Source organism: Sphingomonas sp. Leaf257, assembly GCF_001422185.1.
Classification (GTDB): Bacteria; Pseudomonadota; Alphaproteobacteria; order Sphingomonadales; family Sphingomonadaceae; genus Sphingomonas; species Sphingomonas yabuuchiae.
In genome coordinates this window covers 278316-294170 of sequence record NZ_LMMH01000012.1, presented here as the reverse complement: position 1 = coordinate 294170, position 15855 = coordinate 278316, and the positions used below count along the sequence as shown (strand labels likewise).

16 protein-coding genes are annotated in these 15855 nt (G+C 66.3%); 11 read left to right on the top strand and 5 right to left on the bottom strand.

The features are described 5' to 3' along the window. Nucleotides 1-66: 66 nt before the first annotated feature. From ctrA to ASF14_RS09180, 3 genes are all read right to left on the bottom strand, one after another. The gene (gene ctrA / locus ASF14_RS09190) at nt 67-768 is read right to left on the bottom strand and encodes a response regulator transcription factor CtrA (protein ID WP_042484892.1); all 702 of its coding nucleotides are present in this window, start codon (nt 766-768) and stop codon (nt 67-69) included. Between the two features lie 100 nt (nt 769-868). Then, complete coding sequence (locus ASF14_RS09185; protein ID WP_056434303.1) at nt 869-1963, bottom strand: AI-2E family transporter; 1095 nt, start codon at nt 1961-1963, stop codon at nt 869-871. Then, on the bottom strand, nt 1960-2883 hold the full coding sequence (locus ASF14_RS09180; RefSeq protein ID WP_056434301.1) for a LysR family transcriptional regulator: 924 nt from the start codon (nt 2881-2883) through the stop codon (nt 1960-1962). The genes ASF14_RS09185 and ASF14_RS09180 overlap by 4 nt, the downstream gene beginning before the upstream one ends. 141 nt (nt 2884-3024) lie before the next feature. On the opposite strand from ASF14_RS09180, the gene ASF14_RS09175 reads away from it, so the two are divergent. Beyond that, nucleotides 3025-3747, top strand: coding sequence for a pirin family protein (locus tag ASF14_RS09175; protein WP_056434619.1), 723 nt, complete (start codon nt 3025-3027; stop codon nt 3745-3747). 29 nt (nt 3748-3776) lie between these two features. After that, complete coding sequence (gene wrbA, locus ASF14_RS09170) at nt 3777-4379, top strand: NAD(P)H:quinone oxidoreductase (protein ID WP_056434299.1); 603 nt, start codon at nt 3777-3779, stop codon at nt 4377-4379. Nucleotides 4380-4535: 156 nt separating this feature from the next. Here the strand turns inward: wrbA and ASF14_RS09165 are convergent, their stop codons facing one another. Then, a complete protein-coding gene (locus ASF14_RS09165; RefSeq protein WP_056434298.1) occupies nt 4536-5318 on the bottom strand; it encodes a M15 family metallopeptidase in 783 nt (260 codons plus the stop codon). Nucleotides 5319-5367: 49 nt separating this feature from the next. Here ASF14_RS09165 and ASF14_RS09160 point away from each other — a divergent pair, with 49 nt between their 5' ends. Both ASF14_RS09160 and arfB read left to right on the top strand, forming a co-directional pair. Next, complete coding sequence (locus tag ASF14_RS09160) at nt 5368-6009, top strand: RluA family pseudouridine synthase (protein WP_056434297.1); 642 nt, start codon at nt 5368-5370, stop codon at nt 6007-6009. An 11-nt stretch (nt 6010-6020) separates the two neighbouring features. After that, a complete protein-coding gene (gene arfB / locus ASF14_RS09155) occupies nt 6021-6446 on the top strand; it encodes an alternative ribosome rescue aminoacyl-tRNA hydrolase ArfB (RefSeq protein WP_042484906.1) in 426 nt (141 codons plus the stop codon). Nucleotides 6447-6634: 188 nt separating this feature from the next. On the opposite strand, the gene ASF14_RS09150 is transcribed toward arfB, so the two are convergent. Next, complete coding sequence (locus ASF14_RS09150) at nt 6635-7012, bottom strand: hypothetical protein (protein WP_056434616.1); 378 nt, start codon at nt 7010-7012, stop codon at nt 6635-6637. A gap of 125 nt (nt 7013-7137) precedes the next feature. Between ASF14_RS09150 and ASF14_RS09145 the strand changes: the two genes are divergently transcribed. The 7 genes from ASF14_RS09145 (at nt 7138) to ASF14_RS09115 (ending at nt 15844) form a co-directional block, all read left to right on the top strand. Then, nucleotides 7138-8100 (top strand): ArsR/SmtB family transcription factor, encoded by a 963-nt coding sequence (locus ASF14_RS09145; RefSeq protein WP_056434296.1) that lies wholly within the window; start codon nt 7138-7140, stop codon nt 8098-8100. Continuing rightward, entirely contained in the window at nt 8097-9038 is a 942-nt protein-coding gene (gene metF / locus ASF14_RS09140; protein WP_056434294.1) for a methylenetetrahydrofolate reductase, read from the top strand. The genes ASF14_RS09145 and metF overlap by 4 nt, the downstream gene beginning before the upstream one ends. A gap of 268 nt (nt 9039-9306) precedes the next feature. After that, a complete protein-coding gene (locus tag ASF14_RS09135) occupies nt 9307-10353 on the top strand; it encodes a homocysteine S-methyltransferase family protein (protein WP_056434292.1) in 1047 nt (348 codons plus the stop codon). 140 nt (nt 10354-10493) lie between these two features. Then, entirely contained in the window at nt 10494-13094 is a 2601-nt protein-coding gene (gene metH / locus ASF14_RS09130; protein ID WP_056434291.1) for a methionine synthase, read from the top strand. A 160-nt stretch (nt 13095-13254) separates the two neighbouring features. After that, nucleotides 13255-14412: an EAL domain-containing protein gene (locus ASF14_RS09125; RefSeq protein ID WP_156361105.1), complete on the top strand. Its 1158-nt coding sequence runs from the start codon at nt 13255-13257 to the stop codon at nt 14410-14412. Between the two features lie 182 nt (nt 14413-14594). Then, a complete protein-coding gene (gene gntA / locus ASF14_RS09120; RefSeq protein ID WP_236697006.1) occupies nt 14595-15251 on the top strand; it encodes a guanitoxin biosynthesis heme-dependent pre-guanitoxin N-hydroxylase GntA in 657 nt (218 codons plus the stop codon). After that, nucleotides 15248-15844, top strand: a complete 597-nt coding sequence (locus ASF14_RS09115) for a DUF1989 domain-containing protein (RefSeq protein ID WP_056434285.1) — start codon at nt 15248-15250, stop codon at nt 15842-15844. Before gntA ends, ASF14_RS09115 begins: the two co-directional genes overlap by 4 nt. The last annotated feature ends 11 nt before the right edge of the window (nt 15845-15855 follow it).

The window sequence follows — 15855 nt, the reverse complement described above, 5'->3', positions numbered from 1 at the left end:
AACCCCCATTAAAAAGGCCGGTCCGCGCCTCCCGCGAACCGGCCTTGTTCATAACGGACAGGAAGATCAGGCGACCTCGGCCTGCTCTACATCGTCGGGCTCGCGCAGCACATAGCCGCGGCCCCACACCGTCTCGATATAATTCTCGCCATCGCAGGCCAGGCTGAGCTTCTTGCGCAGCTTGCAGATGAAGACGTCGATGATCTTCAGCTCCGGCTCGTCCATCCCGCCATAAAGGTGGTTGAGGAACATTTCCTTGGTCAGCGTGGTGCCCTTGCGGAGCGAGAGCAGCTCCAGCATCGCATATTCCTTGCCGGTCAGATGGACGCGGGCATTGTCGACCTCGACCGTCTTGGCGTCGAGATTGACGGCCAGCTTGCCGGTGCGGATGATCGACTGCGAATGGCCCTTCGACCGGCGGACCACGGCATGGATGCGCGCGATCAGCTCTTCGCGGTGGAAGGGCTTGGTGACGTAATCATCGGCGCCGAAGCCGAAGCTGCGCACCTTCGAATCCATCTCGTTGATGCCCGACAGGATCAGCACCGGCGTCGAGACGCGCGCGACGCGCAAGCGCTTCAGCACGTCATAGCCGTGCATGTCGGGCAGGTTCAGGTCGAGCAGGATGATGTCGTAATCATACAGCTTGCCGAGATCGAGGCCTTCCTCGCCCAGGTCGGTCGTATAGACGTTGAAACCTTCGCTGCCGAGCATCAGCTCGATCGCCTTGGCGGTCGTCGGTTCGTCTTCGATCAGCAATACGCGCATCGACAGTCCCCATTTGCGAGTGATCGCCCCCCTTGCCCCGGCGACCTGACGCTCCAATCATTAACCAACGTGGATGTGAACGTAAAAGGTTAATTCGTCCCTAACCTGCATTATCATTATCTTGTCTCACCCGGGCTCCGGGGCCAAGCAGGCTTTGATGCTCGACGGCCGGAATATTCTCGCCCAGAACTTCGCGCAGATACAGGCTGCGGATCAGCGTGAAGGCGACGATCAGCAGCGCGGCGGAAAAGAACAGCCCGAACAGCCCGAAGATGGTGCCGATGCCGATGATCGCGAACAGGGTGACGGCGGGCGGGATCGCGACGACCCGGCTGGTGACGAAGGGGGTGATCGCGTTGGTCTGGACCAGCCGGACGACCGCGAAGGTGATGAGTGTGCCGATGATCGCGCCATTGCCGCCCTGCGCCGCCAGCCCCAGCGCGGGCAGCATCGCGGCTATCGGTCCGACATAGGGCACGAACTCGCTGAGTCCCGTCAACAGCCCCAGCGCGGCGGCCGAGGGCACGCCCGCAATCGCCAGGCCGACGCCGACCAGCACGCCCATCGTCGTCATCTGGATCAGCTGAGCGCGCAACCACAGCCGCAGGGTCGAGCCCGTGTCGAACAGCGCATCCTCCATGGCGGGGCGCATCGAACGGGGAATCAGCAGCAGGAAACCGCGCTCATAGATTTTCGGATCGGCGGCGAAGAACAGCGCACCGACCAGCAGCAACAGGCAGTTGAGCACGAACTCGCCCGCCCCGGAAACGAGGCCGCCTATGTCGCGCGCCACGCGGCTGCCCGCAAAGGCGGCACGCACCGCGTCGACCACCTTGGCCCCGACCGGCGACTGCGACGCCCAGGCGGCAAGCTGGTCGATCAGCAGCGGCAATTGCGTGACCAGCGTGTTCAACTGCTGGCGAAAGGCGACGCCGAACAGCCAGGCGAGGAAACCCAGCACCGCCAGCACCGTCGCGATCGACAGGGTCAGCGAACGCTTGGGTCCGATTGGCAGGTGATCGGCATAGAGGTCGGCAATGGCATGGATGACGATCGCGCCCAGGATCGACCCGAAGGCCAGGATCAACAGGTCGCCCGCGCGGAACAGCGCGGCGGTCAGTGCCAAGATCAGCAGGGTCAGGACGATGCGGCGGATGAAGCGCGCATCGCCTTCGTCGGGACGCAGCCGGTTCATCGCACAGTCTCCGTTGCGTGCGCGGCGATGCAGGGGTCGCGCACGCGGTCGGCCAGCCAGGCGATCAGCGCCTCGACCCGCGCGGGGCGCAAGGGGCTGGGCGGGGTGAGCAGGTGGAGCCCGATCGGCGGCGGCGTCCACTCCTCCAGGATCGCGACCGCACGGCCCGAGGCGAGATGCGGTCCGATGATGAAGCCCGGCAGCCGCGCGATGCCAAGCCCCGCCAGGACGGCGGGCACCAGCGCATCGCCGCTATTGGCGGTGAGCGGACCCTGCGGCCGCACCGACACTTCCGCGCCGCCGGGATGGCGGAAACGCCAAGGGCCGGTGATATTGGCATAGCCCAGCAGCCGGTGCTCGCCCAGTTCATTGGGATGGCTGGGCGTGCCATGCTCGGCCAGATAGGCGGGCGAAGCGATGACATGGGTGGAGATCCCGCAGAGCTGCCGCGCGCGCAGCGAGCTGTCGGGCAGGTCGGCGATGCGTAGCGCGATGTCATAGCCTTCGGCGACGATATCGACTCGCGCGTCGGACAGGCTGAGTTCGATTTCGATGCCGGGATGCGCGGCCAGGAAGTCGGCGATGACGGGCGCGATATTGGTGACGCCGAACGACATGGGTGCGGCCAGCCGGATGCGGCCTGCGGGCGCGCTGGCGGCGTCGCGTGCGGCTTCCTCGGCGGCGCGGGCCTCGGCCAGGATGCGCGCGGCATGCTCGGCGAGCGGCTTTCCCGCCTCGGTCAGGGCCAGGCGGCGCGAAGTGCGGTGGAACAGTGACTGGTTGAGCTGCGCCTCCAGCCGGGTGATCGCCTTGGACACGGTGGCCTTGGACAGGCCGATCGCATCGGCGGCGGCGCTGAACGATCGATGCTCGACCACGGCGGCAAAGATCGCCCAGGCTTCCAGATCCGGCAGACGCATCGACACCCCTCATGCCTCTCGCGCGACCCGGCAATGGCTCGGCTTCGCGCTACAATGAACGTGGAAACGATCGGTTTCCAGCGTTTCCGTTTACGCGATCATAATCGGCCCTATCTTGTGGGCAACCAAGGGAGAAATTCCATGACTGCCATTACCGCCGAAAAGGCCATCGACCGCCGCAGCTTCGAAAGTCTGGGCCATGCGAACCATGGCTGGCTGGACGCCCGGCACCATTTCTCGTTCGCCAATTATTATGATCCCGCCCGCATGGGCTGGGGCGCGATCCGGGTGTGGAACGACGACGTCATCGCGCCGAATGCGGGCTTTCCGCCGCATCCCCATGCCGACATGGAGATCATCACCTATGTCCGCACGGGTGCGATTACGCATCAGGACTCGATGGGCAATGTCGGCCGCACCGCGGCGGGCGACGTGCAGGTGATGAGCGCGGGCTCGGGCGTGCGCCATGCCGAGTACAACCTCGAGTCTGAGCCGACGACGCTGTTCCAGATCTGGATCGAGCCGCGCAGCCGGGGCGGCCAGCCGAGCTGGGGCGCCAAGCCGTTCCCGAAGGGCGAGCGTTCGGGCAAGTTCGTGACGCTGGCCAGCGGGTTCGACGAGGATGGCGATACGCTGCGCATCCGGGCCGATGCCCGCGTGCTGGGCGCGACGCTGCGCGCCGGGGAGAGCCTGGAGCACAGCGTGGGCGAGGGGCGTCACGCCTATCTCGTGCCCGCCACCGGGCGGATCGAAATCGACGGTGTGCCGTTCGCGGCTCGGGACGGTGCGGCCCTTTTGGGTGGCCGGACCGTGACGATCACCGCGATCGAGGATGCCGAGATCGTTCTGGTCGATTCGGAATAAGTTCGTTTTTCACGAAGGGAGTTACTGACATGGCCAAGGTTCTGGTCCTTTACTATTCGTCTTACGGCCATATCGAGCAGATGGCCGACGCCATCGCCGAGGGCGCGCGTGCCGGTGGTGCGGAGGTGGACATCCGCCGCGTCGCGGAAACCGCGCCCGCCGAGGTGGTCGCCGCCGCGCACTTCAAGACCGACACCGCGCATCCCGAGATCGAGGGCCCCGACGCGCTGACCCAGTATGACGCGATCATCGTCGGCACCCCGACCCGCTATGGCCGGATGGCGAGCCAGATGGCGGCCTTCTGGGACACCACTGGTGGCGTCTGGATGAAGGGTGGTCTGGTCGGCAAGGTCGGCGGCGCCTTCACCTCGACCGCCAGCCAGCATGGCGGGCAGGAAACCACCTTGTTCTCGGTCCTGACCAACCTGATCCATCACGGCATGACCATTGTCGGGCTGGATTACGGCTTCCAGGGCCAGATGGGCGTCAAGGAAGTCCATGGCGGTACGCCCTATGGCGCATCGACGCTGGCCGACGGCGACGGCAGCCGCCAGCCGAGCCAGGTCGACCTGGACGGTGCCCGCTATCAGGGCAAGCGCATCGCCGAGACGGCCGCCAAGCTGTTCGGGTGATCGGAGGACGGGGGTGCCGATGGGTGCCCCCGTTTTTCCTATTTGGCGGGGTGCGGAGCGTAGCCTTCGACTTCGCTCAGGCTGAACGGCTGTTGGGTGCGATCCCAATCCCCAACAACCGTTCAGCCTGAGCGAAGTCGAAGGCCAAGGGAAACCCTATCGCCGCCGCCCCTTCTTCCTCACCGGCGCAGGGGGCGCTGCTACCGGAACCATCGGCACCGGCGGCTGGCTTTCCACCACGACCTTCAACGGATCGCGTATCCCCGGATCGGCCGGAAACTGCGCCCGCGCTTTGGCGAAGATCGCCCGCGCCTGCATCGCGCCCGGCTCACCGGGGCCGGTCCCGACCCAGCGCCAATGCCACGGCTCCCACTTCACCCGCTGCCTGTTGCCCGCCGGAAAGCTCATCTCGAAGCCGAAACGCCGCGCATTGGCGATCAGCCAGCGCGCCGCTGGAGAGGCGGCCATGCACGCCTCCGCATCGGGGCAGCCACCGGCTGGCCGCACCGCGAAGTCGATCGCATAGCCGGTCGCATGTTCGCTATAACCCGCCGGTGCGACCGAGATGGCGCGCTCGGCGGCGGACACGCTGCGGTCGCGGCAGAAGACGTTGCGCTGGCGGGCGACCTCGCGGTGGCAGGACAGGCCGCGCAATTCGCCGCCCACCGCCGGATCGGCCCTGGCCGCATCGAGCAGCCGTTGCAGGTCCGCCAGCATCGCACGGTGGACCTTGCAATAGGGCTTCAGCCCGAACCCGGCGGGGGCGGGCACGATGTCCTGCGCCGATGCGTCGCCATAGGGGAAATGCCCCGCAACCCGCCCGTCAGGTCCCGGCGGCGGCAGCGCGCCGTCGCAGGATTGCGCCTGCACCGCGACGGGCAGCGCGGCGAAGATCAGCAGCGCCAGAAAACGCAGGAAAGCGGCAGGAGCGGTCGGCATGACGCGCGCGGCTCTGGCATGTCGGCGCGCACGGTGGCAAGGGAGCGCGATGCACGGAGATCGCGTTCTTTTCATCGACGGCGAAGCGCTGGTAATCGACAAACCGGCGGGCTTGCCCGTGGATCGGCCCCGCAACGGGTCGATCAGCCTCGAAAACCATCTGGAATCGCTGAAGTTCGGCTTCAAGCGCTGGCCCCATGCGGTCCATCGGCTGGACCGCGACACCAGCGGCTGCCTGCTCCTGTCGCGCAACCCCAAGGCGCATGCCCGTTTCCAACAGGCGTTTGAGGGCGGTCTGGTCGAGAAGCGCTACCTCGCGGTGCTGAACGGCCTGGTCCAGGGGGAAGGGATGATCGACCTTCCGCTCGCCAAGGTGTCGACCATGGAAGAAGGCTGGCGGATGGTCGGCGACCCGTCGGGCAAGTCCGCGCGGACCGGCTGGCGCGCGCTGCGTCATGAGGATGGCCGCACGCTGGTCGAGTTCCGGCCCGAAACCGGTCGCACGCACCAGATTCGCGTCCATGCCGCCACCGGCCTGGGTGCGCCGGTCGTCGGCGATCCGGTCTATGGCGCGGGCGAGCCGGGGGGCATGCTGCTCCACGCCGCCAGCCTGACCGTGCCGCGCGGCGAGAAGGATCCGATCATCGCCGAGGCGCCGGTCCCGGAACGCTTCGGCATCTTCCAGAACTAGGCGGACATGCGATGGCGCTGATCCCCGTCACCCGCGCCATCGCGATCGACGAGCGCGAGATCGCCGAAAGCTTCACCCGCGCCTCCGGGCCGGGCGGGCAGCATGTCAACACGACCGACAGCGCGGTGCTGTTGCGCTTCGACGTAGGCGGCTCGCCGAGCCTGCCCGAGGCGGTGAAGATGCGCCTTGCGGTGCTGGCCGGGCAGCGGCTGAGCAAGGACGGCGTGCTGACCCTGCGCGCCGATGCCAGCCGCTCGCAGGAAATGAACCGGCGCGAGGTGCGCGAACGGCTGATCGAGCTGATCCGCGAGGCGACGATCGTGCCGAAGAAGCGGCGACCGACCAAGCCGACGCGGGCGTCGCAGACGCGGCGGGTGGATGCCAAGAAGGGGCGGGCCCAAGTGAAGGCGGGGCGGGGGAAAGTCCGGTTCGACTGACCTTTGGGGGCGTTCGGGCGTGGCCTTCGACTACGCTCAGGCTGAACGGAGGTTGGGATATGGGGCCACAAGCTCCTCAATCCGTTCAGCCTGAGCGAAGTCGAAGGCCAAGGGAAAACCGCTCGCCAACAAAAAACGGGCCGACGATCCCTCGTCGACCCGCTTCCATACCCCGAAGGATAAAGCCCTTAGCGGCGGACGTCCTCGCCCGCACGGACCAGCGCGTTGCCGGTCGCCTGGCGGGCATTGGCCGCACCGTTCTCGATCTTGTCGCCGGCGCGGTCCAGGCCACGGTCGATATTGTCACCCGCACGATCGGCCTGCGCGGCGGCGCGGTCCCCGGCGCGGTCCAGCTTGTCGCCCGCCTTGTCCATGGCGTTCTCGGCCGAGTTCAGCGCCTTGGCGGTCGCGGCCTCGACATCGTCGGACGCGTTCTGCGTCGTCGCCTTGACGTCCGAACCGATCGCGTCGGCGGCCTGCTTGGTCTGCTGCTGGCTGTTTTCGCTGCATGCGGCCAGCGACATCGCGGCGGCACCGGTCAGGGCGAGGATAAGGGCCTTCTTCATGGCAAACACTCCCGTTTCGAACATTTGATCGGCGTGCCAACGCAGATCAACCGTTTCGGGTCCGAGCTGTTCTTCATGAATTCGCTCCGTTGACCGCATATAAAGATATCTTTATATCGTGATCCATGGCCAACGCGCTCGAAATCTTTCGCGCCCTCAGCGATCCGACGCGGCTGCGCATCCTGGCGCTGCTCCGCTCGATGGAGCTGTCGGTGGGCGAACTGGCGCAGGTGCTGGGGCAAAGCCAGCCGCGCGTCAGCCGCCATGTGAAGATCCTGGTCGATGCCGAACTGGCCGAGCGGCGCAAGGAAGGCAGCTGGGTCTTCGTCGCGTTGGGCGACCGGGAGGCGGTGGAGCCGATGACGGCTGCGCTCGATCGCTGGACGGCCAATGAGCCCGACCCCTGGATGGTGGCGGACATTGCGCGTCTCGCGGCGGTGCGGGCCGACCGGGCGGCGAGCGCGGCGGCCTGGTTCGAGGATCATGCGGGCGAGTGGGACGCGATCCGTTCGCTCCATGTCGCGGACAGCGAGATCGAGGAGGCGATGGCGGGCCTGATCGGCCAGGGTGATCTGGGCGCGTTGATCGACATCGGCACCGGCACCGGGCGGATGCTCGAGCTGTTCGGCGACCGGGCCGAGAGCGCGCTGGGCATCGACCGCTCGTCGGAGATGCTGCGGCTGGCCCGCGCCAAGCTGCACGGCCGCGCCAATACCGAGCTGCGGCAGGCGGACCTTTATGCGCTCCCCATGGGCGACGGCGCGGCGGATATCGCGATCCTGCATCATGTCCTCCACTTCGCCCAGCAGCCGGGCGCGGCGATCGCCGAGGCGGCGCGGGTGCTGGGGCCGGGCGGGCGGTTGCTGATCGCCGACTTCGCGCCGCACGACCGCGAGGAATTGCGGCAAAAGGCGGCGCATAGCCGCCTGGGCTTTGCCGACGAACAGATGGCCAGCTGGTTCGGCCCCGCCGGGCTGACACTGGCCGAGACAAGGACGCTGGAGGGCGGCGAACTGACCGTCAAGCTCTGGCTGGGTGTGAAGAAGGGGCTTCGGCCCGTCGAGACGAATAGGGTGAAGGCGGCATGACGAACACGATCCTGACCCAGGCCGAAGCGGCGCTGGCGCATGACGAACCGCTGTTCGCCGATGTCGGCGGCGATATTGCGGTCAGCTTCGAATTCTTCCCGCCCAAGACGGAGAAGATGGACGCGCAGCTCTGGGACGCGATCCGCACGCTGGAGCCGCTGGACCCGCGCTTCGTCTCGGTGACCTATGGTGCGGGCGGCTCGACCCGCGAACGTACCCATGCGACCGTCGCGCGCATCCAGCGCGAGACGACGATGGACGCCGCCGCGCACCTGACCTGTGTCGAGGCGACCCGCGAGGAGATCGATCAGGTCGCGCAGGAATATTGGGCGGCGGGCGTGCGGCATATCGTGGCGCTGCGCGGCGATCCGCCCGCCGAAGGGGCGCGCTTCGTCAGCCATCCGGGTGGCTATGAGAATGCGGCTGATCTGGTCGCGGGCCTCAAGAAGCTGCACCCGTTCGAGATTTCGGTCGCGGCCTATCCCGAATGCCACCCGGACTCGGTCGACAAGCAGGCCGATATCGACAATCTGAAGCGCAAGATCGATGCGGGCGCGACCCGCGCGATCACGCAATTCTTCTTCTCGCCCGAAGCCTATTTCCGCTTCCGCGATGCGGCGGCGGCGGCGGGGATCACGGCCGAGATCGTGCCGGGCATCCTGCCGGTGTCGAACGTGGCACAGACCCGCAAGTTCGCCGCCATGTGCGGGGCGTGCATTCCCGACTGGATGGACCGGCTGTTCGAAGGGCTGGACGACCATCCCGCCGCGCGCCAGCTGGTCGCCGCGACCATCTCGGCCGAGATGTGCCGTCGGCTCTATGCGGGCGGGGTGAAGGGTTTCCACTTCTACACCTTGAACCGCGCCGAACTCGCCTATGCGATCAGCCATTTGCTGGGCGTGCGGGGGAAGAAGGCCGAGGCGGTCGCGGCGGCGTGACGATGAGCCCCCTCCCGCAGGCGGGAGGGGGTTGGGGGAGGGGCGTTCCACGGGCTGTATCGCTTGCGGCTTTCCCTCCCCCGGCCCCTCCCGCCTGCGGGAGGGGAGAGATGAATTCGAGGGTCGGGGTCTGCGACAGCGCATAACCCACGATCCAGGCACGCCCCTCCCGCAGGCGGGAGGGGATGGGGGAGGGAAGGCCACGGGCAAACCGCCCGAGGCTCACCACCCGGATGAAAAGAACGCTCGCCAGAGCAGGAGCAAGACGATGACGACCCGCGACACCTTCCTGGCCGAAGCCGCCAAGCGCATCCTGATCACCGATGGCGCGTTCGGCACGGAAATCCAGAACTGGAAGCTGGACGAGGCGGCCTATGCGGGCACGCTGGGCCTGACCCATGACCAGAAGGGCAATAACGACATCCTGGCGCTGACCAAGCCGGAGGTGCCCGAGGCGATCCACCGCGCCTATTTCGAGGCGGGGGCGGATATCGCCGAGACCAACACTTTCTCCGCCAACCGGATCAGCCAGGCCGATTACGGCGCCGAACATCTGGTGCGCGAGATCAATGTCGAGAGCGCGAAGCTCGCTCGCCGTCTGGCCGACGAATATCAGGCCAGGGATGGCCGCCCCCGCTTCGTCGCGGGCGCGATCGGGCCGACCAACAAGACGTTGTCGCTGTCGCCGGACGTCAACGATCCGGGTTATCGTGAGATCGACTTCGATTACCTCAAGGACGTCTACCGCGAACAGATTGATGCGCTGGTCGAGGGCGGCGCGGACTTCATCCTGATCGAGACGGTGTTCGATACGCTCAACGCCAAGGCCGGGATCATGGCGGTGATCGAGGCGGGCGAGGCGCTGGGCCGCGAAATCCCCATCATGCTGTCGATGACGCTGACGGATTTGTCAGGCCGCAACCTGTCGGGCCATACGGTCGAGGCTTTCTGGCACGCGGTGCGCCATGCCCGGCCGGTGACGATCGGGCTGAACTGCTCGTTCGGCGCGGAGCAGCTGCGCCCGCATGTGAAGACGCTGAGCGAAATCTGCGACACGCTGATCATGATCTACCCCAATGCCGGACTGCCCAACGAACTGGGCGCCTATGACGAAGCGCCCGTCACCACCGCCGGACTGGTCGGCGAATGGGCGGTCGAGGGGCAGGTCAATGTGCTGGGCGGCTGCTGCGGCTCGACGCCTGCGCATATCAAGGCGATCGCCGACAAGGTGCGCGGCATGAAGCCCCGCACCATCCCGACCCCGCCGGTCGTCACCCGCCTGGCGGGGCTGGAGCCGTTCACCATGGCGGCATGACCTGCAAAGCCCCTCCCCTTCAGGGGAGGGGGACCAGCGAAGCTGGTGGAGGGGTGTCCCCCCTCTCGATAGCGTGACACCCCTCCGTCAGGGCTCCGCCCTGCCACCTCCCCTGCAAGGGGAGGAATAGAGATCGAAAAATGACCCAGACCGCCTCCTCCACCAATTTCGTCAATGTCGGCGAGCGGACCAACGTCACCGGCTCGGCGGCGTTCAAGAAGATGATCCTGGCGGGCGACTATACCCGCGCGGTGGAAGTGGCGCGCAGTCAGGTCGAGAATGGCGCGCAGGTCGTCGACGTCAACATGGACGAAGGGCTGCTCGACGCCGAATATGCCATGACCACCTTCCTCAAGCTGATCGCCGCCGAGCCCGACATCGCGCGCGTGCCGATCATGATCGACAGCTCGAAATGGAGCGTGATCGAGGCGGGGCTGAAGTGCGTGTCCGGCAAGCCGATCGTCAACTCGATCAGCATGAAGGAAGGCGAGGAGGCGTTCCTCCATTATGCCCGCCGCTGCATGGCGTACGGCGCGGCGGTGGTCGTCATGGCGTTCGACGAGGTCGGTCAGGCCGACACCAAGGACCGCAAGGTCGAGATTTGCGCGCGCGCCTACGACCTGCTGATGGGGATCGGCTTTCCCCCTGAGGACATCATCTTCGACCCCAATGTCTTCGCGGTCGCAACCGGCATCGAAGAGCATAACAATTACGGCGTCGACTTCATCGAGGCGTGCCGCGAAATCAAGGCGCGCTGCCCGCACGTCCATATCTCGGGCGGCCTGTCGAACCTGTCGTTCAGCTTCCGCGGCAACGAGCCGGTCCGCCGCGCGATGCACTCGGTGTTCCTCTACCACGCCATCCCGGCGGGCATGGACATGGCGATCGTCAATGCGGGTCAGCTCGACGTGTACGACACGATCGATCCCGAGCTGCGCACGGCCTGCGAGGATGTCGTGCTCAACCGCGATCCCGAAGCCGGTGAACGGCTGGTCGCGCTGGCTGAGCGCTATCGCGGCACCGATGCGGTGGCGGAGAAGCAGGCGGCCGAATGGCGCAGCCTGCCCGTCACCAAACGGCTGGAATATGCGCTGGTCAAGGGGATCGACGCGCATGTCGTCGACGATACCGAAGAGTGCCGGCAAGCGTTCGCACGGCCCATCGAGGTGATCGAAGGCCCGCTGATGGACGGCATGAACGTCGTCGGCGACCTGTTCGGATCGGGCAAGATGTTCCTGCCGCAGGTGGTGAAGTCCGCCCGCGTCATGAAGAAGGCGGTGGCGCACCTGCTGCCCTTCATCGAGGCGGCGAAGGAACCCGGCGCCAAGGGCAAGGGCAAGATCGTGCTCGCGACCGTGAAGGGCGACGTGCATGATATCGGCAAGAACATCGTCGGCGTCGTGCTCCAGTGCAACGGCTTCGAGGTGGTCGATCTGGGCGTCATGGTGCCGTGGTCGAAGATCATCGCCTCGGCGGTCGAGCATGATGCCGACATGATCGGCCTGTCGGGCCTGATCACCCCGTCGCTCGACGAGATGGTGACGGTGGGTGAGGAGATGCAGCGCGCGGGCATGACCATGCCGCTGCTGATCGGCGGCGCGACGACCTCGAAGGTGCACACCGCGCTGCGCATCGCGCCCGCCTATTCGGGGCCGGTGGTCCATGTCCTCGACGCCAGCCGCGCGGTCGGCGTGGCGACGACGCTGGTGTCCGATACCCAGCGCGATCCTTACGTCGCGCAGGTCGCGGCCGATTACGAAGCCGTCCGCAAGGCACGCGAGGGCAAGGGGGCCAATGCCCTCCTGCCGCTGGAGGAAGCCCGTGCGCGCGGCTTCGTCGCGGACATGGCGTTAAAGGCGGGCGAGCCCCAGCAGCCGGGCGTGCATGTCTATCAGGACTGGGACCTGTCCGACCTGCGCGACTATATCGACTGGACGCCCTTCTTCCGCGCTTGGGAACTGGCAGGCAATTTCCCCGCCATCCTGACCGATGAAGTGGTTGGCGAGAGTGCCAGCGGGCTGTATGCCGATGCGCAAGCCATGCTCGACACGATCATTGCCGAGAAGTGGCTGACCGCGCGCGGCGTCGCCGCGCTGTGGCCGTGCCGCCGCGATGGCGACGACGTGATCCTGACCGCAGGGGGGGAGGAAACCCGCATCCCGTTCCTCCGCCAGCAGATCGCAAAGCGCGAAGGCCGCGCCAATATGTGCCTGACCGACTTCATCGATCCGGCGGGCGACTGGATCGGCGGCTTCGCGGTCGGCATCCACGGCATCGACGCGCATATCGAACGCTTCCGCAGCGGGCATGACGATTATAACGACATCCTGCTCAAGGCACTGGCCGACCGTCTGGCCGAAGCCTTTGCCGAGCGCCTCCATGCGCATGTCCGCACCGACCTGTGGGGCTATGCGGCGGGCGAGCAGCTGACCAACGAGGCGCTGATCCGCGAACAGTATCGCGGCATCCGCCCCGCGCCGGGCTATCCCGCCTGCCCCGAACACAGCATCAAGCGGACGCTGTTCGACCTGCTCGGCGCGGAGCAGGCGGTCGGGTTGGAGCTGACCGACAGCTTCGCGATGCTGCCGACGGCGGCGGTCAGCGGCTTCTATTTCGGGCACGCCCAGGCGGAATATTTCGGCGTGGCGCGGATCGGCGAGGATCAGGTGGCGGACTATGCCGTGCGGCGCGGCGTCGATGTGGCGCAGGCCACGCGTTGGTTGCGGCCTAATCTGGATTGATAATCTTTGCTTTTATTGCGCCTAAGTTCCTAACTAATCGCCATTTCATGGCCGATCGAACTGTTCTGTACGCTTGCAAGTGTAGGCATGCTCGCTACCCTTGACGCTTGACCGGGAGTGTCGCCAAGGCGGCGTTCCCGTTGGCGGGGACGGGGGTTAGGTGCCGAGTAGGGCGTTTGAGATCGAGATCAGCAATTTCGAGTTGATTGCGGCATGTTGGGGGCCGGGCGTGGCGGACCATGTCGCACACCGCATCGCGACCCGGCTGTGCGAATTCGGGTTGCGGATCGAGCAGGATGCAGCGCACCGGCGCTTTCGAGTCTTGGGCGACGTCGCGCATGACGGGACTGCGCCTGAGGATCGGCTGGCCGATCTGTCCTATCGCCTGACCGCCGAACCGATCGATATCGAGGCGATGACCGGCGAACCCGGTGCTGGTGTCCATGCGGTAATGACTTGGCAGAATGACGAGCCGCCCCGGTATCGCGGGCCGCGCGACGTGCGGCGCGATCATGGCGACGACGGATTGTCGCTCTATAGGAACGACATGCACCTGATCGCCCGGGCCTTTCGCTGCGCGGCCGAAGGGCGGATGGCGGCGCATTGGCAGCCGGTCCGTCATCATGCCGACCCGTTGCGCATCCTCTATCACGAGGGGCTGGTCCGCTTCGACGATCCCGGCGCGGGGCTGTCTCCATCGACGCTCTTTCCGGCGCTGGAGCGGACGGGGATCGCCTCGACCTTCGACCGGGTGATGGTGCGCCATGTGCTGGATGAACTGCGGGCGCATCCCGACGCGGTGCTGGCGGTCAATATTTCGGCCAACTCGGCGCATCTGAACGGCTGGTGGCGCGGCGTCCTGACTATGCTGGCCGCGCAGCCCGACCTTGCCGCAAGGCTGGTCGTCGAGATCACCGAAACCGAGCCGATCACGCATATCCATGACGCGATCGCCTTCGCCCGCGCGCTGCGCGCGACGGGGGCGACGCTGGCACTCGACGATTTCGGGGCGGGCTTCACCTCGATCCGCCAGTTGATGGATCTGGTGCCCGCGCTGGTGAAGGTCGACGGCCTGTTCCTGCAACGGGCGATGCGCGATCGCGAACCCTGTCACAGCCTGCCGCATCTGGTCGGCCTGATCCGCGAATTGGGGGGCACGGTGATCGTCGAGGGTGTCGAAACCCAGACCATGGCCGACCTCGCCTATGTCAGCGGTGCGGTGTGGCAGCAGGGTTATCATCACGGCCGCCCTTCCGCCGCCCGACGCGGCACCGAACAGGCCGAGCCGGTGGCGCGGATCGTGGCTGGCAGAGGTTGAGCAACCTCGATCAACTATACGATTGATCCCTATCAATATCACTGAGAAATGATCTGCAATTTATTGGGATTGCGTCACCTTTCGGAACGTCCCGTTTCAGCGCGGCGTTGGGTCATCCCATGTCAGATACGATCAGCAGCCTCTTTCCCGCTCAAGACCCCAGCGAGCCGGAATCTTCCGCCATGCTTCGCGCCCATATTGCGCAGGCCGATTTTCCGTGCGTCGGCGCAAAGGCGGCGATGGCGCGCGGGACGCTCGAAATCTTGGGCGCGCGTGACATCGCCAGCGCCTGGGACGATCTGCGCATTCACGATTGCCTGCGCCGTTTCGCCGAGCGCTACCGGGCCGAGCCGCAACTCTTCCGCAGCCTTGCCGTGGTCTTTGCCGGGCCGGAAACGCTCGACGAAGCCGCGTTCGAGCGGGCGGTCTGGTCGCGTATCCAGTCGCTGTCGGACAAGGATGTCTGGCTGGGCCAGGATTGGGACAGGCGAGTCAGCGCCGATCCCGACGATCCGCATTTCTCGCTGTCCTTTGGTGGCGAGGCGTTTTTCGTCGTGGGACTACACCCGAATGCCAGCCGCCCCGCGCGCCGCTTCCCGCGCCCGGCCATGATCTTCAACCTGCACGACCAGTTCGAAATCCTGCGCGCGCAGGGGAAGTACGAGACGATGCGCGAGAAGATCCTGATGCGCGACGAGGCACTGGCGGGTTCGCGCAATCCGATGCTTGCCCGCCATGGCGAATTGAGCGAAGCGCGCCAGTATAGCGGCCGCGTGGTCGAGGAGGGCTGGCGCTGTCCCTTCCATTATGCGGGCGGTGCGAGCGAGGCCAAGCCATGAGCAGCCGGACCGTGGAAATCCCCCCGCGTAGCGGCGACGCGTTCCGCATGGTCAAGGGCGACAGCCTGACCGTGATCGATCCGCGCGGGCGGCAGGTGGCTGATCTGCTCGCCTTCAATGCCGATGACCTGGATGAGGTGATTTCGTCGGGCCGTACGCTCGACTATGCCGAGACGATCCGGCTGACGACGGGGCACAAGCTCTATTCCAACCGGTCGCGGGTGATGCTGGAGATCGTCGAGGATCAGGTCGGGATGCACGACTTCCTGCTGACGCCCTGCTCGGTCGATACGTTCGACCATTTCTATCCCGACCTGCCGCGCCATCGCGGGTGCTTCGGCAATCTGGCGGCGGCGCTGGAGCCTTACGGCGTCACGCCGGACCGGATCCCGGTGGCCTTCAACTGCTTCATGAACGTGCCGATCGATGGGACGACCGGCAAGCTGGAGGTGTTGCCCCCGCTGAGCAAGGCGGGGGACCATATCCGCTTCGTGGCGCATATGGACCTGGTGATCGGGCTGACGGCATGCTCGGCGCCCGCGTCCAATGGGGGAAGCTTCAAGCCGATCGAGTATAGGGTCGAGCGCGGCTAACGAATTCCTCC